General features: G+C 71.1%; 19 protein-coding genes and 1 tRNA gene. 9 read left to right on the forward strand and 11 right to left on the reverse strand.

Going from position 1 to position 20,378, the window contains the following annotated elements:
• Positions 1 to 13: 13 nt before the first annotated feature.
• Together PV343_RS21200 and PV343_RS21205 are read left to right on the forward strand one after the other, a co-directional pair.
• Positions 14 to 433, forward strand: coding sequence for a hypothetical protein (locus PV343_RS21200; protein WP_319148529.1), 420 nt, complete (start codon positions 14 to 16; stop codon positions 431 to 433).
• 34 nt (positions 434 to 467) lie between these two features.
• Entirely contained in the window at positions 468 to 1,337 is an 870-nt protein-coding gene (locus PV343_RS21205) for a spermidine synthase (RefSeq protein ID WP_319148530.1), read from the forward strand.
• 18 nt (positions 1,338 to 1,355) lie between these two features.
• Here PV343_RS21205 and PV343_RS21210 read toward each other — a convergent pair whose 3' ends face one another.
• Positions 1,356 to 1,871 carry a hypothetical protein gene (locus tag PV343_RS21210; protein WP_319148531.1) on the reverse strand — a complete coding sequence of 172 codons (516 nt, stop codon included), beginning with the start codon at positions 1,869 to 1,871 and terminating at the stop codon, positions 1,356 to 1,358.
• 98 nt (positions 1,872 to 1,969) lie between these two features.
• Here PV343_RS21210 and PV343_RS21215 point away from each other — a divergent pair, with 98 nt between their 5' ends.
• From PV343_RS21215 to PV343_RS21225, 3 genes are all read left to right on the forward strand, one after another.
• A complete protein-coding gene (locus tag PV343_RS21215) occupies positions 1,970 to 2,689 on the forward strand; it encodes a response regulator transcription factor (RefSeq protein ID WP_319148532.1) in 720 nt (239 codons plus the stop codon).
• Positions 2,686 to 4,062: a sensor histidine kinase gene (locus tag PV343_RS21220; protein WP_319148533.1), complete on the forward strand. Its 1,377-nt coding sequence runs from the start codon at positions 2,686 to 2,688 to the stop codon at positions 4,060 to 4,062. The genes PV343_RS21215 and PV343_RS21220 overlap by 4 nt, the downstream gene beginning before the upstream one ends.
• 178 nt (positions 4,063 to 4,240) lie before the next feature.
• Positions 4,241 to 5,719, forward strand: coding sequence for a cellulose binding domain-containing protein (locus PV343_RS21225; protein ID WP_319148534.1), 1,479 nt, complete (start codon positions 4,241 to 4,243; stop codon positions 5,717 to 5,719).
• A gap of 137 nt (positions 5,720 to 5,856) precedes the next feature.
• On the opposite strand, the gene PV343_RS21230 is transcribed toward PV343_RS21225, so the two are convergent.
• The 4 genes from PV343_RS21230 to PV343_RS21245 all read right to left on the reverse strand — a co-directional run bounded on the left by PV343_RS21230 (position 5,857) and on the right by PV343_RS21245 (position 10,638).
• Positions 5,857 to 7,287, reverse strand: coding sequence for a GH1 family beta-glucosidase (locus tag PV343_RS21230; RefSeq protein WP_319148535.1), 1,431 nt, complete (start codon positions 7,285 to 7,287; stop codon positions 5,857 to 5,859).
• Between the two features lie 107 nt (positions 7,288 to 7,394).
• Positions 7,395 to 8,288, reverse strand: coding sequence for a carbohydrate ABC transporter permease (locus PV343_RS21235; RefSeq protein ID WP_319148536.1), 894 nt, complete (start codon positions 8,286 to 8,288; stop codon positions 7,395 to 7,397).
• The gene (locus tag PV343_RS21240; RefSeq protein ID WP_319148537.1) at positions 8,285 to 9,310 is read right to left on the reverse strand and encodes a carbohydrate ABC transporter permease; all 1,026 of its coding nucleotides are present in this window, start codon (positions 9,308 to 9,310) and stop codon (positions 8,285 to 8,287) included. The genes PV343_RS21235 and PV343_RS21240 overlap by 4 nt, the downstream gene beginning before the upstream one ends.
• Positions 9,307 to 10,638: an ABC transporter substrate-binding protein gene (locus PV343_RS21245; protein WP_319148538.1), complete on the reverse strand. Its 1,332-nt coding sequence runs from the start codon at positions 10,636 to 10,638 to the stop codon at positions 9,307 to 9,309. The genes PV343_RS21240 and PV343_RS21245 overlap by 4 nt, the downstream gene beginning before the upstream one ends.
• Before the next feature lie 313 nt (positions 10,639 to 10,951).
• Here PV343_RS21245 and PV343_RS21250 point away from each other — a divergent pair, with 313 nt between their 5' ends.
• Complete coding sequence (locus PV343_RS21250) at positions 10,952 to 12,007, forward strand: LacI family DNA-binding transcriptional regulator (RefSeq protein WP_319148539.1); 1,056 nt, start codon at positions 10,952 to 10,954, stop codon at positions 12,005 to 12,007.
• Between the two features lie 132 nt (positions 12,008 to 12,139).
• On the opposite strand, the gene PV343_RS21255 is transcribed toward PV343_RS21250, so the two are convergent.
• From PV343_RS21255 to PV343_RS21270, 4 genes are all read right to left on the reverse strand, one after another.
• A tRNA-His gene (locus tag PV343_RS21255) sits at positions 12,140 to 12,212 on the reverse strand.
• Positions 12,213 to 12,329: 117 nt separating this feature from the next.
• Positions 12,330 to 12,932 (reverse strand): oligoribonuclease, encoded by a 603-nt coding sequence (gene orn, locus PV343_RS21260; protein WP_133923843.1) that lies wholly within the window; start codon positions 12,930 to 12,932, stop codon positions 12,330 to 12,332.
• 138 nt (positions 12,933 to 13,070) lie between these two features.
• Complete coding sequence (locus PV343_RS21265) at positions 13,071 to 14,276, reverse strand: helix-turn-helix domain-containing protein (RefSeq protein ID WP_133923844.1); 1,206 nt, start codon at positions 14,274 to 14,276, stop codon at positions 13,071 to 13,073.
• 393 nt (positions 14,277 to 14,669) lie between these two features.
• Complete coding sequence (locus PV343_RS21270) at positions 14,670 to 14,909, reverse strand: hypothetical protein (protein ID WP_319148540.1); 240 nt, start codon at positions 14,907 to 14,909, stop codon at positions 14,670 to 14,672.
• 316 nt (positions 14,910 to 15,225) lie between these two features.
• Between PV343_RS21270 and PV343_RS21275 the strand changes: the two genes are divergently transcribed.
• Positions 15,226 to 15,753 carry a universal stress protein gene (locus PV343_RS21275; protein ID WP_319148541.1) on the forward strand — a complete coding sequence of 176 codons (528 nt, stop codon included), beginning with the start codon at positions 15,226 to 15,228 and terminating at the stop codon, positions 15,751 to 15,753.
• 125 nt (positions 15,754 to 15,878) lie between these two features.
• Positions 15,879 to 16,445, forward strand: a complete 567-nt coding sequence (locus tag PV343_RS21280; protein ID WP_319148542.1) for a GPR1/FUN34/YaaH family transporter — start codon at positions 15,879 to 15,881, stop codon at positions 16,443 to 16,445.
• A gap of 86 nt (positions 16,446 to 16,531) precedes the next feature.
• On the opposite strand, the gene glmS is transcribed toward PV343_RS21280, so the two are convergent.
• Entirely contained in the window at positions 16,532 to 18,349 is a 1,818-nt protein-coding gene (gene glmS, locus PV343_RS21285) for a glutamine--fructose-6-phosphate transaminase (isomerizing) (RefSeq protein ID WP_319148543.1), read from the reverse strand.
• Positions 18,350 to 18,375: 26 nt separating this feature from the next.
• A complete protein-coding gene (locus tag PV343_RS21290; RefSeq protein WP_319148544.1) occupies positions 18,376 to 18,633 on the reverse strand; it encodes a hypothetical protein in 258 nt (85 codons plus the stop codon).
• Positions 18,634 to 18,798: 165 nt separating this feature from the next.
• Here PV343_RS21290 and PV343_RS21295 point away from each other — a divergent pair, with 165 nt between their 5' ends.
• Positions 18,799 to 20,364: a metallophosphoesterase family protein gene (locus PV343_RS21295; RefSeq protein ID WP_319148545.1), complete on the forward strand. Its 1,566-nt coding sequence runs from the start codon at positions 18,799 to 18,801 to the stop codon at positions 20,362 to 20,364.
• Positions 20,365 to 20,378 lie beyond the last annotated feature (14 nt).

Below are 20,378 nucleotides of genomic sequence, written 5' to 3' on the forward strand. Positions count from 1 at the left end.
GGTGGAGGCCGGCATGGAGACCAGCCAGAGCAACGATCCCTGTACTACGGAGACGTTGGGTACGGTGCTGTCGCCGACGGCCCGGAACGACGCGTGCGACCTCGTGACGGTGCCGGCCCGGCAGGGACTGGAGGCCGTCGACATCCTGCGCCGCGGGGCGGGGGAGACGGTCGGGCCCGTGCTGCACGACGGCGGGTGCGACACCCTCGGCTTCGTGGTGCCGGCCGGCACCGCCGCCTGCTGGGACGTGCCGGGCAGCATCTGCACCGAGACGAACGGGCGCGGGCTGCGGCTGCACCCGGAGGCGGCGGCGGAGGACTCGGGCTGGCTGCTGCCGCCCGGCGAGGCCGATCTGGCGACCGACCCGGTGGTGCTGCGCCGGGCCCTCGGGGAGGCGGCCCGGCTGATCGAGGCGGCCGACAACTGCCGGTGACGCACCCGCCCGGACGGGCTGCGAAAATGGACGGATGGGAAGGTCGAGGAACACCCGGCGCGGGCCGGCCGCCGTCGAGGCCGTGGTGGAACCGGTCGACGGCGGGCTGGCGCAGCTCATATCCGACCCGGACCGCCCCCGGGCCTGGACGCTGCTGATCGACGGGGCGCCCCAGTCGCACGTCGACCTCGACGACCCGGGATACCTGTCCTTCGAGTACCAGCGCCGCCTCGGTCACGTCATCGACCTCGTCGCCCCGCCCGGCAAGCCGGTGCACGCGGTGCACCTCGGCGGCGGCGCCCTCACCCTGGCCCGGTACGTCGCCGCCACCCGGCCGCGCTCCACCCAGCAGGTCGTCGAGCGGGACGCCGCCCTCGTCCAACTGGTCCGCCGCGCACTGCCGCTCGATGCGAACGCGCGGATACGGGTGCGGTCGGCCGACGCCCGCGACGGACTGGCCAAGGTGCCGGACGGCTGGGCCGACCTGGTCATCGCCGACGTCTTCAGCGGCGCCCGGACCCCCGCCCACCTCACCTCCACCGAGTTCCTCGACGAGGTCCGCCGGGCCCTGAAGCCCTCCGGCGTCTACGCGGCCAACCTCGCCGACGGCCCGCCGCTCGCCCACCTGCGCGGCCAGATCGCCACCGCCGCCGCCCGCTTCCCGGAACTGGCCCTGATCGCGGACCCGGCCGTGCTGCGCGGCAAACGCTTCGGCAACGCCGTCCTCGTCGCCCGCGACCTCCCGCTCCCGCTGGCCGAACTCACCCGCCGCGCCGCCTCCGACCCGCACCCGGCCCGGGTCGAACACGGCAGGCGGCTCACCGACTTCACCGGTGGCGCCGCACCCGTGACGGACGCGGCGGCCGTGGCCTCGCCGGCCCCGCCGCCCTCGGTCTTCCGCTGACCGCGCCCCGGGGACCGGTCAGTACGTCCCGACGTCCACGTGCGGCGGCCCGTCGTGCCAGGTGCAGAACACCGACACCCGGTCCGCGCCCCGGCTGAACTCCACCCGGATCCACGTCTCCGTCTTCCACACCTGCATCGACCAGCCGGTCCCGGGGGTGGCGGAGACGAGCGTGGCGCTCGCCGGGCCCAGGTCGAAGACGGCCCGGCCGCCGTCGGTGTCGTAGGGCTTGATCCGGCCCGACGTGGTGGTGGCGCCGGCGGACGGCGACGGGCCGGCGGAGCGGGCCGTGGTGCGCGAGGGCGCCGGCGCCGGGGGCCTGCTCGACGGGCTCCTCGACGGTGCCGGCCGGGCCGACGGCGACCGGAGCGGCCCGGAGCGCTGCGTGGCCGCACCGGCCGCCGTGATCGGCAGGGCGCGCGGCGGGTCGTACGCCGTCCCGGCCATCACCGTGTGCACGCCCCACCACGACAGCGTGACCGCCGCGCCCGTCGCGAGCAGCCAAGCCAGTACGTGTACGAGTCCTCTGCGCATCGCGGGCCATACTGCCTCAGGGGGACCGCCGTTCGCACGCGACCCGAGTTGTCCACAGGCGCCGGACCGGCCCCGCCGCATGGCGTACGGTGCGGCGCATGGCAAGTGTGCTCGTGGTCGAGGACGACCAGTTCGTACGCTCGGCGCTCATCCGGCATCTGACCGACGCCTCGCACACCGTGCGCAGCGTCGGCACCGCCCTGGAGGCGCTGCGCGAGGCCGCCCACTTCCGGTTCGACGTGGTCATCCTGGACCTCGGACTGCCCGACCTGGACGGCTCCGAGGCGCTGAAGATGCTCCGCGGCATCACGGACGTGCCGGTCATCATCGCCACCGCGCGGGACGACGAGGCGGAGATCGTCCGGCTGCTCAACGCAGGGGCGGACGACTACCTGACCAAGCCGTTCTCCGTCGAGCACCTCTCGGCGCGGATCGCGGCCGTGCTGCGCCGGGCCCGCTCGGCCGGCGGCGAGGCTCCGCCCACGCCCGTCATCCGTGTCGGCGGACTGACCGTGGACCCGCTGCGCCGGCAGGCCGAACTGGACGGCGTGCGGCTCGACCTGACGCGCCGCGAGTTCGACCTGCTCGCCTTCCTCGCCGGCCGTCCCGGTGTCGTCGTCCCGCGCAGGGAACTGCTCGCCGAGGTCTGGCAGCAGTCCTACGGCGACGACCAGACCATCGACGTCCATCTGTCCTGGCTGCGCCGGAAGCTCGGCGAGACGGCCGCCCGGCCGCGCTATCTGCACACGCTCCGGGGGGTCGGCGTGAAGCTCGAACCGCCCGTGCCCACCGACGGGGGAGGGGAGCCGCCGAGATGAGATGGGCCCTGGTCAAGGTGTGCCTGGCGGTCACCACGATGGTCGTGGTCGCCTTCGCCGTCCCGCTCGGCCTCGTCGTCAAGGAGATGGCCCGCGACCGCGCCTTCTCCAACGCCGAGCGGGAGGCGGCCGCGGTCGCGCCCGCGCTCTCCATCACCACCGAACGGGACGAGCTGGAGCGGGTGGTGGCCTCCGCAGGCGCGGACTCCGGCCTGGCCGTGCACCTGCCCGCCGCCGACGGCCGGCCCGCGCTCGACCTCGGCCGGCGGCGCGCCGCCGAGCGGGACATCGAGGCCGTGCGCAAGCTCGGCCGCGCCTCCACCAGCTCGGTCACCGGCGGCTCCACGCTGCTGCAGCCGGTCGCGCTCGGCTCCGGCGCGATCGCGGTCGTCGAGGTGTACGTCCCCGAGTCCGAGGTGAGCAACGGCGTCGGCACGGCCTGGGCGGTGCTGGCCGCCGTCGGACTCGCCCTGATCATCGGCTCGGTCGCGGTGGCCGACCGGCTCGGGGTGCGCATGGTGCGGCCCGCGCAGCGGCTGGTCGAGGGCGCCCACGAACTGGGCGAGGGCCGGCTCGGCGCCCGGGTGCCGGAGGACGGGCCGAACGAACTGCGGCTCGCGGCGGTCGCGTTCAACTCCATGGCCGACCAGGTGGTGCAACTCCTCGCCAACGAGCGGGAACTGGCGGCCGACCTGTCGCACCGGCTGCGCACCCCGCTGACCGTGCTGCGGCTCAACGCGGCGTCCCTGGGCGCCGGGCCCGCCGCCGAGCAGACCCGGACCGCCGTCGCCCAGCTGGAACGGGAGGTCGACACCATCATCCGCACGGCCCGGGAGGCCAAACCGCAGACCGCGGCGGCCGGCCCCGGCGCCGGGTGCGACGCGGCGGCGGTGGTGCGCGAACGCATGGAGTTCTGGTCCGCGCTCGCCGAGGACGAGGGCCGCAAGTGGCGGGTGGCCGGCGTGGAGCGGCCGGTGCGCATACCCGTGGCCCGCGCCGACCTGGCCGCCGCCCTCGACGCGCTGCTCGGCAACGTGTTCCGGCACACCGCCGAGGGCACCGCCTTCGCCGTCGACGTGCACAACGGCGAGGACGCGGTGATCGTGCTGGTCTCCGACGCGGGCCGCGGCATAGCCGACCCGGTGGCGGCGATGGCTCGCGGCCGCGGCTCCGGCAGCGCCGGCTCGACCGGACTCGGCCTCGACATCGTGCGCCGGCTCGCCGAGTCCACCGGCGGCGACGTCCGCATCGGCTCTTCGGTTCTGGGCGGCACCGAGGTGCGGATCTGGTTCCAGCTCGACGGCCGGAAGCCGGCCGGCCGGGGACACCGGGGGAGCGTGCGCCGGCGCAGGCGCCCGGCGAGGGTCCGCTGACCCCATGGGCGCGCCCGCGATCCCGCCCAGTGGTCTCGACCTTTAACCGTCCCCGATCCCTTCCTTAAGCGCACCCTAAGATCCTCGGCCGCTGTCCCTATCAAGCCGTTTGTCGCATTCCCGCTCGCTAGCGTGCTGCCGCACCCCACCCCCGTGAACAGCGAAAGCAGGCACGCGCATGAGCACCCACCGGCGCAGGATCAGTGGCAGGAACAAGGCGATCGGCGGCCTGGTGGCGGCGGCCGTGGTCGGTGGCGGCGCGCTCCTGCTGACCGGTACGGCGAACGCGGCCGGTGTGAACGCGGCCTACACCAAGACCAGCGACTGGTCGACCGGCTACACCGCGCAGTACGTCGTCACCAACAACAGCGGCCAGACGGAGAAGACCTGGACGCTGGAGTTCGACCTCCCGGCCGGCGCCAAGCTCGGCTCACTGTGGAACGGCGACTCGGCCGTCAGCGGTCAGCACGTCACCGTGAAGTCCGCGAAGTGGGACACCGACGGCCTCGCGCCGGGCAAGTCGGTCACCGTCGGCTTCGTGGTCAGCGGCAGCGGCGACCCGACGGGCTGCCGGATCGACGGCACGCAGTGCTCCGCCGACGGCGGCGCCACCCCCGAGCCCAGCGGCCGCCCGACCCAGACCCAGTCGCCGTCCGCGACCCCCACGAAGACCGCCACCCCCACCCCCACCAAGACCACGACCCCCACCCCCACGCAGAGCGCCACCCCCACCCCCACCGGCGGCACCGGCACCGGCAGCACCGCCTCGGCGGGCTTCGCCCCGTACGTCGACACCTCCCTCTACCCGGCCTTCGACCTGCTGGCCTCGGCCGACGCGACCGGCGTGAAGAACTACACCCTCGCCTTCGTCACCGACGGCGGCGGCTGCACCCCCAAGTGGGGCGGTGTCACCGACCTGACCAGCGACGGCGTGGCCGCGCAGATCGGCGCCCTGCGCGCCAAGGGCGGGGACGTCCGGGTCTCCTTCGGCGGCGCCTCCGGCTCGGAGCTGGCCACCACCTGCTCCTCCGCGGACGCGCTGGCGGCGGCGTACGGCAAGGCCGTCGACGCCTTCAAGCTGACCAAGGTCGACTTCGACGTCGAGGGGGGCGCGCTGCCCAACACGGCCGCCAACACCCGCCGGGCGCAGGCCATAGCCAAGCTCCAGGCCCAGCACCCGGGCCTGGACGTCTCCTTCACCCTCCCGGTGATGCCCGAGGGCCTGACCCAGGACGGCGTGAACCTCCTGTCCAACGCCAAGTCCAACGGCGTGCAGGTCAACACCGTCAACATCATGGCGATGGACTACGGCGCCTCCTACAACGGCGACATGGGCACCTACGCCGAGCAGGCGGCGACCGCCACCCAGGCCCAGGTCAAGAGCGTGCTCGCGCTGTCCGACTCCGCCGCCTGGAAGACGGTCGCGGTCACCCCGATGATCGGCGTCAACGACGTCTCCTCCGAGGTCTTCAAGGTCGACGACGCCACGCAGCTCGTGAACTTCGCCAAGTCCAAGGGCCTCGGCGGGCTCTCCATGTGGTCCGCCACCCGTGACAAGCAGTGCGACGGCGGCACCAAGCCCACCGCCGACGCGACCTGCAGCTCCGTCGCCCAGGACAGGTTCGCGTTCTCGAAGGCCTTCGGCGCCTTCAACTGACCCGCGCGGAACCGAAGCGCGTAACGGGAAGCACGGAACCGAGTCACGGAACCGGACCGCGGAACGGCATCAGGGTGCGGCACCCACGGGGGGGGGCCGCACCCTGTTCCCTCACCCTCGGGCCGCCGGGACCGGTGTCACACGGCGGTACCCACCCCGGGCAGCACGCCCGTCCGCGCCGCCTCGCTGTACCAGCGCGCGCTCGACTTCGGGGTGCGCTCCAGCGTCTGGTAGTCCACGTAGACCGCGCCGAACCGCTTGCTGTAGCCGTACGCCCACTCGAAGTTGTCCATCAGCGACCACAGGTAGTACCCGCGCACGTCGGCGCCGTCGGTGATGGCACGGCGGACCGCCGCGAGATGGCCGTGCAGGTAGGCGATGCGCTCCGGGTCGTGCACCCGGCCGTCCGCGTCCGGCTTGTCGTCGTAGGCGGCGCCGTTCTCGGTGATGTAGAGGGGCAGGCCGGGCGCCTCCCGCGTGTAACGCATGATCAGCTCGTGCAGCCCGGTCGGGTCGATCGTCCAGCCCATCTCCGTGCGCTCGCCCGGGGTCTGGTGGAAGAGCACGTCCTCCGCGGCCGGCCAGGAGGAGTGCTCGCTGGCGCCGTGACCGTCCGCCCGCGGGCCCTCGGCCTTCCCGGCGCCCGCCGACACCAGCGACGGGGTGTAGTAGTTCAGGCCGAGCGCGTCCAGCGGCGCCTTGATCGTGCGCAGGTCGCCGTCGAGGACGTACGACCAGTCGGTGACCGACGCCGTCGAGGCGAACAGGGTCTCGGGGTAGGCGCCGTGCAGCAGCGGGCCGTGGAAGACCCCGTTGGCCAGGTCGTCGATCCGCCGGGCCGCGTCCAGGTCGGCCGGGTCCTGCGAGACGGGCCGTACGACACTGGAGTTCAGGCTGATGGCGATCTGGCTGCGGGCCGGCGTCGCCGAGCGCAGCGCGGCCGCGCCCAGACCGTGCGCCAGGTTGAGGTGGTGGGCCGCGCGCAGGGAGGCCGCCGGGTCGGTGCGGCCGGGGGCGTGCACACCGGAGCCGTAGCCCAGGAAGGCGCTGCACCAGGGCTCGTTCAGGGTGATCCAGTTCTCCACCCGGTCGCCCAGCGCCTCGCCGACCAGCCGCGCGTACTCGGCGAAGCGGTAGGCGGTGTCCCGCTCGGGCCAGCCGCCCGCGTCCTCCAGCTCCTGCGGAAGGTCCCAGTGGTAGAGGGTGACCGCCGGCTTGATGCCGCGTTCGAGCAGCTCGTCCACCAGGCGGCGGTAGAAGTCCAGGCCCACCTGGACCGCCGGGCCCCGGCCGGTCGGCTGCACCCGGGACCAGGAGACGGAGAAGCGGTAGGCGTTCAGGCCCAGGTCCGCCATCAGCGCCACGTCGTCGCGGTAGCGGTGGTAGTGGTCGACAGCGATGTCACCGGTGTCACCACCGATGGTCCTGCCGGGCGTATGGCTGAAGGTGTCCCAGATCGAGGGGGTGCGGCCGTCCTCCCGCACCGCCCCCTCGATCTGGTACGCGGATGTGGCCGCGCCCCAGAGGAAGGCGGGAGGAAAGGTCACAGAGGATACGGAATCAGGCATGGAAGCGCTCCCAAGGAGGTCGTGAAGACCGGCGGAAGTAAGAGGACAAGAGCGGGGGAGGGGGAGGGGCCGGAGCGGCGGTGGCCCGGCCCCTGGGAGGAGGGCGGTCAGCCCTTGATCGCGCCCTGCATGATCCCGCCCACGATCTGCTTGCCGAACAGCAGGAAGGCGACCAGCAGCGGCAGCGTGCCGAGCAGCGCACCGGCCATGATCACCGCCTGGTCCGGGACGTAGCCGGTACCGAGCGAGTTCAGGGCCACCTGCACGGTGGGGTTCTGCTGGTTCAGGGCGATGATCGGCCACAGGAAGTCGTTCCAGGCGAACACGAACGTCAGCAGGCCGAGCACCGCCATCGCGGGACGCGCCGCCGGGAAGACCACGTGCCACACGACCCGCAGGCTGCTCGCCCCGTCCATCCGGGCGGCCTCGATCAGCTCGGTGGGCAGCGCCTGCACCAGGTACTGCCGCATGAAGAACGTGCCGAACGCGGTCACCAGACTCGGCAGGATCACCGTCTGGAGCTGGTTGGACCAGCCGAAGTCCGACATCCACAGGTACAGCGGCACCACGGCGAGCTGCGGCGGGATCATCATCGTGCCGATGGTCAGCAGCAGCAGCAGACCGGAGAACCGGAACCGCAGCTTGGCGAAGGCGAAGCCGGCCAGCGTGGCGAACAGCACCGTGCTCACCGTGATCGTGCCCGCGACGATCAGCGAGTTGAGCATGGCGGTGCCGAGCCCGGCCTGGTCCCAGGCGGCCTGGAGGTTCTTGAAGAGGTTGCCGCCGAACCACAGCGGCGGCGGGGTCTCGGCCAGCCGGCGGTCGGTGCGCGAGGCGGCTACCGCCGTCCACACCAGCGGGGCCAGCGAGACCAGCGCGAAGAGGACCAGCACCACGTACGTCAGCGGGCCCGCGTGCATCTGCTTGCCCGCGCCCATCACCCGGCGCCGCTCCCGCTTGACCTCGGCCGTCGGCGGCAGGGTCAGTTCACTGGTGGTCATTGGGACTTCCTCAGCCGTCGGGTGAGCAGCAGGTTGACCGCGGCGACGATCAGCAGGATCAGGAACATCGACCAGGCGATCGCGGACGCCTTGCCGAGGTTGCCGATGATCCAGCCCTGGTCGTACATGTACAGGCCGAGCGTCTGGTACTGGTGCTCGGAGCCGCCCTTGGAGCCGCTGACCCCGCCGAACAGCAGGACCTCACCGAAGAGCTGGGTCGCGCCGATGGTGGAGACGACCACCGTGAACAGGATCGTGGGCCTGAGCTGCGGGATCGTCACATGGCGGAACTGCTGCCAGCGGCTGGCGCCGTCGAGCGCCGCCGACTCGTACAGGTCGATCGGGATCGCCTGCATGGCCGCCAGGTAGATCAGCGCGTTGTAGCCGGTCCAGCGCCAGATCACGATGGTGGACACCGCGAACTGGGAACCCCAGTCCGACTCGCGCCAGTTGATGGCGTCCACGCCGAAGAAGTGCAGCACCCAGTTGACCATGCCGCCGTCCCACGAGTACAGCAGCGTGAAGACCAGCGTGGCCGCCGCCACCGAGGTGGCGTACGGGGTCAGCATCACCACGCGCCACATGGTCGAGCCGCGCAGCTTGTAGTTGAGCAGGTGCGCCAGCCAGAGGGCGGCCAGCAGCTGCGGCACCGTCGACAGCAGACCGATGGTGAAGGTGTTCTCCAGCGCGTTCCAGAAGAACTCCGAGGAGAACAGGTTCTTGTAGTTGTCCAGGCCCGCCCAGGTCTGGTGGTCAAGGGCGGACAGCTGCACGTTGTGCAGCGAGTACCAGGCGGTGTAGAGCAGCGGGACCAGGGAGAAGGCACCGAAAAGGACGAAGAAGGGGGCGACGAACGCGTACGGCGACGCCTTCATGTCCCAGCGGTACAGCCGGCTGCGCCAGGAGTCGGCGCCCGCCGGCGCACCGCCACCGTGAGCGCCCCGGGCCGCGCCCGGCGGGGTGCCGGGCGCGGCCTCGGCGCTCGACGCGGGATGCGCGAGAGCCTGCTTGGAGCTGGTCACTGGCCGAGCACGTCCTTGATCTCGTTCTTGGCCGCGTCCCAGCCCTGAGCGGGCGACTTGCCCTTCTGCTCGACCTGGAGGATGCCGACGTCCGTGATCGCGGTGCCGATCGGCTGGTCCTTGGTGCCGAAGTACTGCGTCGGGATCGTCTTCGCCGAGTCGGAGAAGATCTGGGTGATCGGCGCGTTCGAGAAGTAGGCCGTGGTGTCCGAGGCCGGCTTCAGGTTCGCGTACGCCGACGGGGTCGACGGGAAGCTGGCCTGCTTGGCGAAGACCTTGGCCTGCTGTTCGGGCGCGGTCAGCCACTTGGCCAGGGCTATGGCCTCCTTCTGGTGCTTGCCCGCGGTCGGCACACCGATGAAGGAACCGCCCCAGTTGGCCGCGGTCGGCGCCGCCGCCACGTCCCAGTTGCCCTTGCCGGAGTCACCCGACTTCTGCTCGATGTAGCCGACCATCCAGGCGGGACAGGCCACGGTGGCGAAGGTGCCGTTGGCGAAGCCCTGGTCCCACGGCTTGTCGAACTGCTTGAGCTTCGCCGACATGTTGCTGGTCGCCACGCTCATCGCGACGTCCCAGGACGACTTCACCCCGGAGGACTTGTCCCAGATGACGTTGCCGTCCTTGTCGTAGTAGCGCTGGTCGGCGCCGCCCAGGGACGCGTTGTAGACCGAGGAGGCCGAGTCCACGAACTTGGTGCCCTTGGGCGCCTTCTTCATGTACTGCTTGCCCACGTCGACGTACTTGGCCCAGTCGCCCTTCCACTGCTCGGCGAGCTTGGTGCGGTCCGTCTCCAGGCCGGCCTTCTTGAACAGGTCCTTGCGGTAGCAGATCGCCATCGGGCCGATGTCCGTGCCGAGGCCGATCGTCTTGCCGTCCTTGGTGGTGGCCTGCGCGAGCTTCCAGTCCAGCCACTGGGACTTGTCGACCTCCTTGCCGAGGTCGACGAACTTGTCGGCCTGGGTCTGGACGGCCTCGGTGATGTTGCCGACCTCGATGGCCTGGATGTCGTCGGTGCCGGAGCCGGCCTGGAGGCGGGTGAGCACCTTCGGCCAGTAGACGTCGGTCCGGGTGGTGACGTTCTCCTTGATGTTGATGTCGGGATGGAGCTTCATGTACTCGTCGTAGAGGCCGGCCTGCTTGTAGCCGAAGACGCCGAAGGTCCCGATGGTCAGCGTGATGTTGCCCTTGCCGTTGCCGTTGCCGCCATCCGAGTTGTTCGACGAGCCGTCGTCCGAGTCGTTGGCGCAGCCGGCCAGCAACCCCGTGGTCAACGCGGCGACAGCCGTGAAGGCCATCAGTCGCTGAGACCGTCGGATGCTCGTGCGCATTGCGTCCTCCTGTTGCCTGACGTGCCGACCCCCCGGCCAACTGCAAGGAATTGGGCCCGTTCATTGTCGCTGCGGCTCGGGCGGGGAACGTGCGGGATGTGTATGTGTCAGGTGCTGTGGGAGCGCTCCCACCAGTGATGTGTTGAAGGGTCGCCGGTTCGGGGCGGGGTGTCAAGGGACCGGACGCGGCGGGGTGCGTTCGGTTATCTGAGTGTTAACTGGCCTCCTCGGGGCCCACGGTGGCAGTCCACCGTCTGGCCAGGGCTGTTAGATTCCAGCCAACGGGGATGTCGGTGCAAGGGAGGCGGAGCCCATGGCAGGCCACGGAGCGCGGGGCCGGGGCGGGGGACGGCCCACGCTCGAGGAGGTTGCCGCCCGGGCGGGGGTCGGCCGGGGCACGGTCTCACGGGTGATCAACGGCTCGCCGCGGGTGAGCGACGCGACCCGCGCGGCGGTGGAGGCGGCCGTCGCCGAACTCGGTTACGTCCCGAACACCGCGGCCCGCGCCCTCGCGGCCAACCGCACCGACGCCATCGCGCTGGTCGTGCCCGAACCGGAGACCCGGTTCTTCGCGGAACCGTACTTCTCGGACATGCTGCGCGGTGTCGGCGCGGAACTCGGCGAGACCGAGATGCAGTTGCTGCTGATCTTCGCGGGCAGCGACCGGGAGCGGGAGCGCCTCGCGCAGTACCTGGCGGCGCACCGCGTGGACGGGGTCCTGCTGGTCTCGGTGCACGCCGACGACCCGCTCCCCGACCTGGTCGCGCAGCTGGAGATCCCGGCGGTGATCAGCGGCCCGCGCTCGGCCGCGGAGACGCTGACCTCGGTCGACTCGGACAACTTCGGCGGCGCCCGCTCGGCCGTGGAGCACCTGGTCTCCCGGGGCCGCAGACGGATCGCCCACATCACCGGCCGCCTCGACGTCTACGGCGCCCAGCGCCGGGTCGACGGCTACCGCGAGGCGCTGCGCGAGGCCGGCCACGCGGCGGACGAACGGCTCATCGTGCCCGGTGACTTCACCGAGGAGGGGGGCCGCCGGGCGATGGCCACGCTGCTGGAGCGGTACCCGGACGTGGACGCGGTCTTCGCCGGCTCGGACGTGACGGCGGCGGGCGCCCGGCAGGTGCTGCGCGAGGCGGGCCGCCGCATCCCCGACGACGTGGCGCTGGTCGGCTACGACGACTCGGCCATCGCCCGGCACATGGACCCGCCGCTGACCAGCGTCCGCCAGCCCATCGAGGAGATGGGCCGGGCGATGATCGACCTGCTGCTCTCGGAGATCGCCGACCGGCGGCCGGCCGCGACCCGCGGTCTGGAGCGGCGGCACGCGGTGCTGCCGACGGAACTGGTGGCGCGGGCGTCCTCGTGACGTCCCCCACATGAGCCCGTACGAGGGGCCCGTATAAGGGGAGAGGCCGCTCCGGCCGGGGGCCGGGGCGGCGCCGGAAAACGAATCAGCCGGTGACCCGTCTCGCGACGGAGTCACCGGCTGATCACCCAGGGTGAGTGACGGGACTCGAACCCGCGGCATCCTGGACCACAACCAGGTGCTCTACCAGCTGAGCTACACCCACCATGACCGGTGGTTCACTTGGTCGTTTCCCCGACCGGCCGAGAAGAAGTCTACAGGGTCCGAAGGGGTGCTCGCGCACCCGTTTTCCGGGCGAGCCTCCGAGCGGACCCCGGGGGGTCTACTGGGCGGGCAGGACGTGCCGGGCCGCGATGGTCCGCGCCGTGTCGGAGTCCGGGCCGGGCTGGGGGACGAAGATGGCCTCGCGGTAGTAGCGCAGTTCGGCGATCGACTCGCGGATGTCGGCGAGGGCCCGGTGGTTGCCGTTCTTCTCCGGGCTGTTGAAGTAGGCCCGCGGGTACCAGCGCCGGGCCAGCTCCTTGACGCTGGAGACGTCCACGATCCGGTAGTGGAGGTAGTCCTCCAGGGTCGGCATGTCCCGCAGCAGGAAGCCCCGGTCCGTGCCGACGGAGTTGCCGCACAGCGGGGCCTTGCCGGGCTCCTTCACGTGCTCGCGGACGTACGCGAGGACCTGCTCCTCGGCGTCGGCCAGCGTGGTGCCGCCGGCCAGCTCGTCCAGCAGCCCGGACGAGGTGTGCATCTGACGCACCACCTCCGGCATCGTCTCCAGCGCCGCGTCCGGCGGACGGATGACGATGTCCACCCCTTCGCCGAGTACGTTCAGCTCGGAGTCGGTGACGAGGGCGGCCACCTCGATGAGAGCGTCGTCGGACAGCGAGAGGCCGGTCATCTCGCAGTCGATCCACACCATGCGATCGTTCATGCGACCACCCTAAAGCTGACGTCCCCGTTTGGGATGCCCCGCGCAGCCGCCGGACTCGCCGGGAAGCCGTCGCGGCGGCGCGGCGGCGAGGAGGGGGCGGGATGTGCCCGCCCCCTCCTCGGTCCCGCTCGACGTGTCTCAGTTGCCGCTGCGCGGCCCCGGCAGCAGGCTCACCGGCTGGCGGCGGCTCTGCATCGGGACCCCGCTCTCCCGGTCCGGGTGCAGGACCGAGGGTGCGTGGCCCAGCGGCCCGTGCCCGGGCAGGCCCGGTGTCCCGGCCGGACCCTGCTGCGCCACCGCCTCCGGGTCGCCCGGTTTGTCACCCTGCGGCCGGCGGGCCCGGTAGGCGGCCCGGTAGGCGGCGGGGGACGAGCCGAGCTGGCGGCGGAAGTGCCCGCGCAGCGCGACGGGGGAGCGGAAGCCGCAGCGGCCCGCCACCTCGTCCACGGAGTAGTCCGACGTCTCCAGCAGCCGCTGTGCCTGGAGCACCCGCTGGGTGATCAGCCACTGCAGCGGAGCGCTGCCGGTCAGCGAACGGAACCGGCGGTCGAACGTACGGCGGCTCATGTAGGCGCGTGCCGCCAGTGTCTCCACGTCGAACTGCTCGTGGAGGTGTTCCAGCGCCCAGGCGACGACCTCGGCGAGCGGGTCGGCGCCGATCTCCTCGGGTAAAGACCTGTCGAGGTAGCGCTCCTGACCGCCGCTGCGGCGCGGTGGGACCACCAGCCGACGGGCCAGCGCGCCGGCCGCCTCGTTGCCGTGGTCCGTGCGCACGATGTGCAGGCACAGGTCGATCCCCGCGGCGGTACCGGCCGAGGTCAGCACGTCGCCGTCGTCGACGAACAGTTCCCGTGGATCCACGTGGACCGACGGATAGCGCTTGGCCAGCGTCGGCGCGTACATCCAGTGGGTGGTAGCCGGGCGGCCGTCCAGCAGGCCGGCCGCCGCGAGCACGAAGGCGCCGGTGCACAGACCGACGATCCGGGCACCCTCCTCGTGCGCTCGGCGCAGCGCGTCGAGCGCGTCCTCCGGCGGTGGTGAGGTGATCGAGCGCCAGGCCGGTACGACGACCGTCCCGGCGCGTGAGATCGCCTCCAGTCCGTGCGGCGCGGTGAGTTCGAGGCCCCCTGTGGTCCGCAGTGGGCCTTCCTCGCCGGCGCACACCAGCAGTCGGTAGCGCGGCACGCCGGCGTCCTGGCGGTCGATCCCGAACACCGACAGCGGTATGGAACTCTCGAAGATGGGGCCGCCGCTGAACAGCAGCACGGCGACGATCTCCTTGCGACGTCGCCCGGAGAGTTTCCGGGCCGCGGCTTCCGGCGCGGCGGTGGAGTCGTGGCTCATCCTGCTAAGCCCCCCTCGGTGGTCGCGGCTCCTCGGTTGTGTCGCTCCTGCACGTTTCCCCTCGGTCCTGCACGAGTCCCCCGCCGTAAGACAGTCAAGATCGAATCTATCGGCTACCGCGGTCTCACGGTGGCCGGTTCGACACGCCGGACATTGTCGACATGACAACTTGGCGTGAAGCATTCGATCACGAAGCGTTGCACTCGTGGGGCGTGCAGGGAAGTGCGCCTTGTCGCAGTGGCCAAACCGCGTAGGGTGCGGAGGTCGGCCCAGACCCTTTCCGTGCAGGTGGAACGGGGGTTAGGGGGTGGGTGGGACCCCCTTGGGGCGGTATCCGGAAGTTGGCCGAAAAGAAGCGTTCGGGGGTGCAAAAACCGGTCAGTCAACCGGTGTCTATCCCTTGGTGTGACGTCCGCCTCTTTGCGCGGCGCAACGTTCGGAGCGCCGCAGCAGGACGCGGCAGACGGCGGTGACGGCGGCGAGCCCGAAGGCGGTGCCGGCGGCCCCGGCCAGCGAGGTGCCGTACCAGACGAGGACCACGGGGACGAGGACGCAGCTGAAGGCCGCCCAGCGGATCACGTCACTCGTGGTGTCCGGGGCGGGGCGCGGGTCGGAGGGGCGGGGGCGGGGCATCTCGTACTCCCTGTGGCGGTGACTCACCGGGTTCAACGCCTGTTCGATCGGTCGGTCACCGGCCGGGGCTGAAGCGAATCCCGTGCAAACCGCCTGTACGGGGCAGCAACCATTGCGTTACGGGCGCCTCTCGTGCATGCTCCGGGGAACCCCTGTGGACATCGGGCGTCCCGCTCACGGAGCGTGCGCGGGAACTGGGCAGAGGAGGCGTGCCGCCGTACCCTTGGGGGTATGGGGTTGGGAAGACGAATCCCGGACACAGCTCCGCCGCACGATGTCACCCCCACCCACAAAGGATCACAACGCCGAGACAGCCATGGCCGGTCACGAATTCTTCGAACCCGCGGACCGCAAGCGGCCGGTCGCCGATCCCACGGCGGCCGATCCCCTCGCCGCGGAAGAGTCACGTCCTTCCTGCGATCCCGCCTTCCAGCACGGGGTGGTCGTCGGCTTCGACGGCTCGACGTCCAGTGAGCGCGCCCTCGCCTACGCGATCGGCATGGCACATCGCTCCCACTCGGGTCTGATCATCGTCCACGTGGCCAACCGGCTGCCCACCACGGTGTGGGCCGGCTGCGAGCCGCCCGTCTTCGTCGACGTACCGGACCACCGGACCGAGGTGCTGGGGCTCGAACTCGCCTGCGCCGAGTACCTGGCGGAAGTGCCCTGGATCCTGGTCGAGCGCGGCGGCGACATCTGCCACGAACTCGAAGAGGTGGGGCGGGAGTACGAGGCCGACGCGATCGTGGTCGGCTCGACGCACGGCCTCGTGGGCCGCATCTTCGGCTCGGTGGCCGGACGGCTCGCCAAGCGGGCGCAGCGGCCCGTCATCGTCATCCCCTGAGTTTCCGACTCTTCGTCACATCCCTTGGTACAGCGGCAAACTACTCGCGCGTAGAGGTGTTTGTGCCCTTGTGAAGGGCATATACCGGTCACCGCGCAACTGCACCTGCACGAAGGGAGCCCGCCGTGGACAATGACGTCTCCGCGGGAAGCGGAACCACCATCGTGGCCGGCCGACTCGCCCTGGGAGTAACCCTCCTGGCGTTCGGACTCGGCACGACCGGTGTGATCGACGGCGTAGGGGCGGCCGATGCCGTCTCACTGGCCCACTACGTGGGCGGCGTCGCCCTGTTCCTCATCGGTCTGCTGGCCTTCCGCGACCGCGACACCGTTTCCGGCACGGGCTTCGTCGCCCTCGGCGCCCTCTGGTTCACCTGGGCCGTCTCGTTCGGCGACCACACCTCGGCCAACGGAGCGGGACTCTTCCTGCTGCTCTTCGCCCTGGTGGCGCTCACCCTGACCCTCGCCGGCGGGGACGGCCTCGGTCAGGTCGTGCACGGGCTGCTGTTCCTGGCGATGCTGCTGCTCGCCGTCGCGGTCTTCGCCGACAGCTCCTCGCTGGCCAAGGCCGGCGGCTGGGCCGCCGCCGTCTCCGGGGCGGCCGCCTGGTACGCGGCGACCGCCGCCCTCGCGCACTGGCCCACGGTGCTTCCCCGGCGTGCTGCCGGCCGGGGGGTGACGGCCACCGGCTGAATCGAGCAGCACCGAAGGGACCCCCACGTGATCGGTGGCGCACGTGGGGGTCCCTTCCGTGTCCGCGCGGTGCCCCGCGCGAACCACTACTCCACGGTCACGGACTTCGCGAGGTTGCGGGGCTTGTCGATGTCCCGGCCCAGCACCTTGGCCGTGTGGTACGCGAGGAGCTGGAGCGGGAGACCCAGCAGGATCGGGTCCAGCTCGTCCTCGTTCTTCGGGACCACGATCGTCCGGTCGGCCTTCTCCTGGTTCCGGTGGGCCACCGCCAGGATCTTGCCGCTGCGGGCCTTGATCTCCTCCAGGGCCGCGCGGTTCTTCTCCAGCAGGTCGTCGTCCGGGACGATCGCGACCGTCGGCAGGGCCGGCTCGATGAGGGCCAGCGGACCGTGCTTCAGCTCGGAGGCGGGGTAGGCCTCGGCGTGGATGTAGGAGACCTCCTTGAGCTTCAGCGAGGCCTCGCGGGCCACCGGGTAGCCCCGGACGCGGCCGATGAAGAGCATCGAGCGGGCGTCGGCGTACTCCTCGGCGAGCTGCCGGACCTCGTCCTCCTGCTTGAGGATCTCGGTGATCTGCTCGGGCAGCTTGCGCAGGCCCTCGATGATCCGCTTGCCGTCGCGGACCGAGAGGTCACGGGTGCGGCCGAGGTGCAGGGCGAGCAGCGCGAAGGCGACCGTGGTGTTGGTGAAGCACTTGGTGGACACCACGCAGACCTCGGGGCCGGCGTGCACGTAGATGCCGCCGTCGGCCTCGCGGGCGATCGCGGAGCCGACCACGTTGACGACGCCCAGCACCCGGGCGCCCTTGCGCTTCAGCTCCTGCACGGCGGCGAGCACGTCGTAGGTCTCACCGGACTGGGAGACCGCGACGTAGAGCGTGTCGGGGTCCACGACCGCGTTGCGGTAGCGGAATTCGGAGGCCGGCTCGGCGTCGGCGGGGATGCGGGCCAGCTCCTCGATCATCTGCGCGCCGATCATGCCCGCGTGGTACGAGGTGCCGCAGCCGAGGATCTTCACGCGGCGGATCCGGCGCGCCTCCCGGGCGTCCAGGTTGAGGCCGCCGAGGTGCACGGTGGAGAAGCGGTCGTCGATGCGGCCGCGCAGCACGCGGTCCACGGCCTCCGCCTGCTCGTGGATCTCCTTGTGCATGTAGGTGTCGTGGCCGCCCATGTCGTACGAAGCGGCCTCCCACTCCACGGTGGTCGGCTCGGCGCTGGTCCGGGTGCCCTCGGTGGTGTAGGTGCGGAAGTCGTCGGCCTTCAGGGTGGCCATCTCGCCGTCGTCCAGCGTCACTATCTGCCGGGTGTGGGCGACCAGGGCGGCGATGTCCGAGGCGACGAACATCTCCTTCTCACCGATGCCGAGGACCACCGGGGAGCCGTTGCGGGCCACCACGATGCGGTCGGAGAAGTCGGCGTGCATCACCGCGATGCCGTACGTGCCCTCGACCAGGCGCAGGGTCTCGCGGACCTTGTCCTCCAGCTTCTCGGCCGTGGAACGGGCGATCAGGTGGGTGAGCACCTCGGTGTCGGTCTCGGAGAGGAACTCGACCCCGTCCGCCTCCAGCTTGCGGCGCAGGTCGGCGGCGTTGTCGATGATGCCGTTGTGCACGACGGCGACCTTGTGGTCGGCCGACATGTGCGGGTGGGCGTTCACGTCGGAGGGGGCGCCGTGGGTGGCCCAGCGGGTGTGGGCGATGCCCGTGGTGCCCTTGAAGCGGGCCGGGACCTTCGCCTCCAGGTCGCGCACCCGGCCCTTGGCCTTGACCATCTTCAGGCCGGCCGTCTTCGGGGAGGTGACGACTATGCCCGCGGAGTCGTAGCCGCGGTACTCCAGGCGCTGCAGGCCCTCGAGGAGCAGGGGCGCCACGTCACGCTTCCCGATGTATCCGACAATTCCGCACATGAATAGGTATCTCTCAGCCTGGCGTCTCAGCCGTAGACCATGCGGCGCAGCTGCCTGAGCGTCAGCTCCGGCGGCGCCACCGCCCGGTATCTCAGGTCCGCCTCGATCCGTCCGAAGATCGCCGTGTTCGTCAGGCCCTGGGCCTGCAGTTCACGGTGGCGGCGACGGACGAAGTCCTGCGTCGTCTCGTCGAAGTAGGCGAGCACGTCCTGGACCACCCGTAGCGCCTCGCCCCTGCTCAGGGGCGTGGACCGCGTCAGGTGATCGACAAGTTCCTCGTGCACCCGGTAGATCCTCGGGTACGGCGGCGACTTTCGCAAGAATCCTGCCCGATTCCGGGCAGGCGCCTATTGGATCTCTTATGGGGCGCTGTTCGCAAGCTGTCCATCCTGCGTCTTGCGTCTCGTCGCCCTGGGGGACGAGTTTCAGACGCCATGGACATTCCTCGTATGGGAGTACCCGGGAAGCTGGCCGAGCGCATGAGCATGGCCGAGCAGCACGAGTACCTGCGCGCCAGATTCTCGCGGCGCACCATGATCAGGGGCGGCGCCGTCACGCTGGGCGCCGTCGCGGGCGGCGCCTTCGTGCCGGGCGGCACCGCCCAGGCGGCCGTGCCGGCGCAGCGCACGGCCCCCGCCGCCGAGAAGGTCGACGGCGCCCTCGTCGCCCCCTTCGGCCGACACCTCTCCTACGGCACCGACCCGCGGACCGAGATGACGGTCTCCTGGCAGGTCCCGGTCGCGGTGAAGAAGCCCTTCATCCGCATCGGCGCCCACCCCTGGGACCTCTCCCGCAAGATCGAGGCTGAGGTCCGCAGCCTGTACACGCCGGCCGGCGTCGGCGCGAGCGGCGACCACACCCAGTACTACCTGCACGCCCGGCTCACCCACCTGCGCCCGGGGAAGACGTACTACTACGGCGTCGGCCACGAGGGCTTCGACCCGGCCGAGCCGCACCTGCTCGGCACCCTGGGCACCTTCACCACCGCCCCCGCCCACAAGGCGCCCTTCACCTTCACGGCCTTCGGCGACCAGGGTGTGAGCTACCACGCCCTGGCCAACGACAGCCTGATCCTCGGCCAGAACCCGGCCTTCCACCTGCACGCCGGAGACATCGCCTACGGCGACCCGGCCGGCCAGGGCAAGACCACCGACACCGGGTTCGACTCGCGCACCTGGGACCAGTTCCTCTACCAGACCGAGTCGGTCGCCAAGCAGATCCCGTGGATGGTCAGCTTCGGCAACCACGACATGGAGGCCTGGTACTCGCCCAACGGCTACGGCGGCGAGGAGGCCCGCTGGACCCTCCCGGACAACGGCCCGGACCCGAAGAACCTGCCGGGCGTGTACTCCTTCGTCCACGGCAACACGGCGATCATCTCGCTGGACCCCAACGACGTCTCCTTCGAGATCCCGGCGAACCTGGGCATATCCGGCGGAACGCAGACCAAGTGGTTCGAGGCGCAGCTGAAGAGGTTCCGCGCCGCGAAGGACATCGACTTCGTCGTCGTGTTCTTCCACCACTGCGCGTACTGCACCTCCACCGCGCACGCCTCGGAGGGGGGCGTGCGCCAGGAGTGGGTGCCGCTGTTCGAGAAGTACACGGTGGACCTGGTCATCAACGGCCACAACCACCAGTACGAGCGCACGGACGTCATCAAGGGCGACACCGTCACCAAGAAGCTCCCGATCGGCGGCACCGCCTACCCCGAGACCGAGGGCGTGGTCTACGTCACCGCCGGCGCCGCGGGCCGCAGCCTCTACGCGTTCAGCGCCCCGGACTCCTACGAGGGTCACGAGCACGAGGTCGACTCCGTGGCCTCGTTCGTCAACCTCAAGGACGGCAAGCAGAACGAGACGGTCGCCTGGTCCCGGGTGCGTTACCTCAACTACTCCTTCCTGCGCGTGGACGTCGCCCCCGCGCCGAAGGGCCACCTCGCCACGCTGAAGGTGTCGGGCATCGCCGAGACCGGCGACCGCATCGACCACTTCACCGTGGCCCGCAGGGCCAAGTAGCACCCGGCCCCGGA

It is taken from the genome of Streptomyces sp. WI03-4A (assembly GCF_033792105.1).
In the GTDB taxonomy this organism is placed as follows: Bacteria; Actinomycetota; Actinomycetes; order Streptomycetales; family Streptomycetaceae; genus Streptomyces; species Streptomyces collinus_A.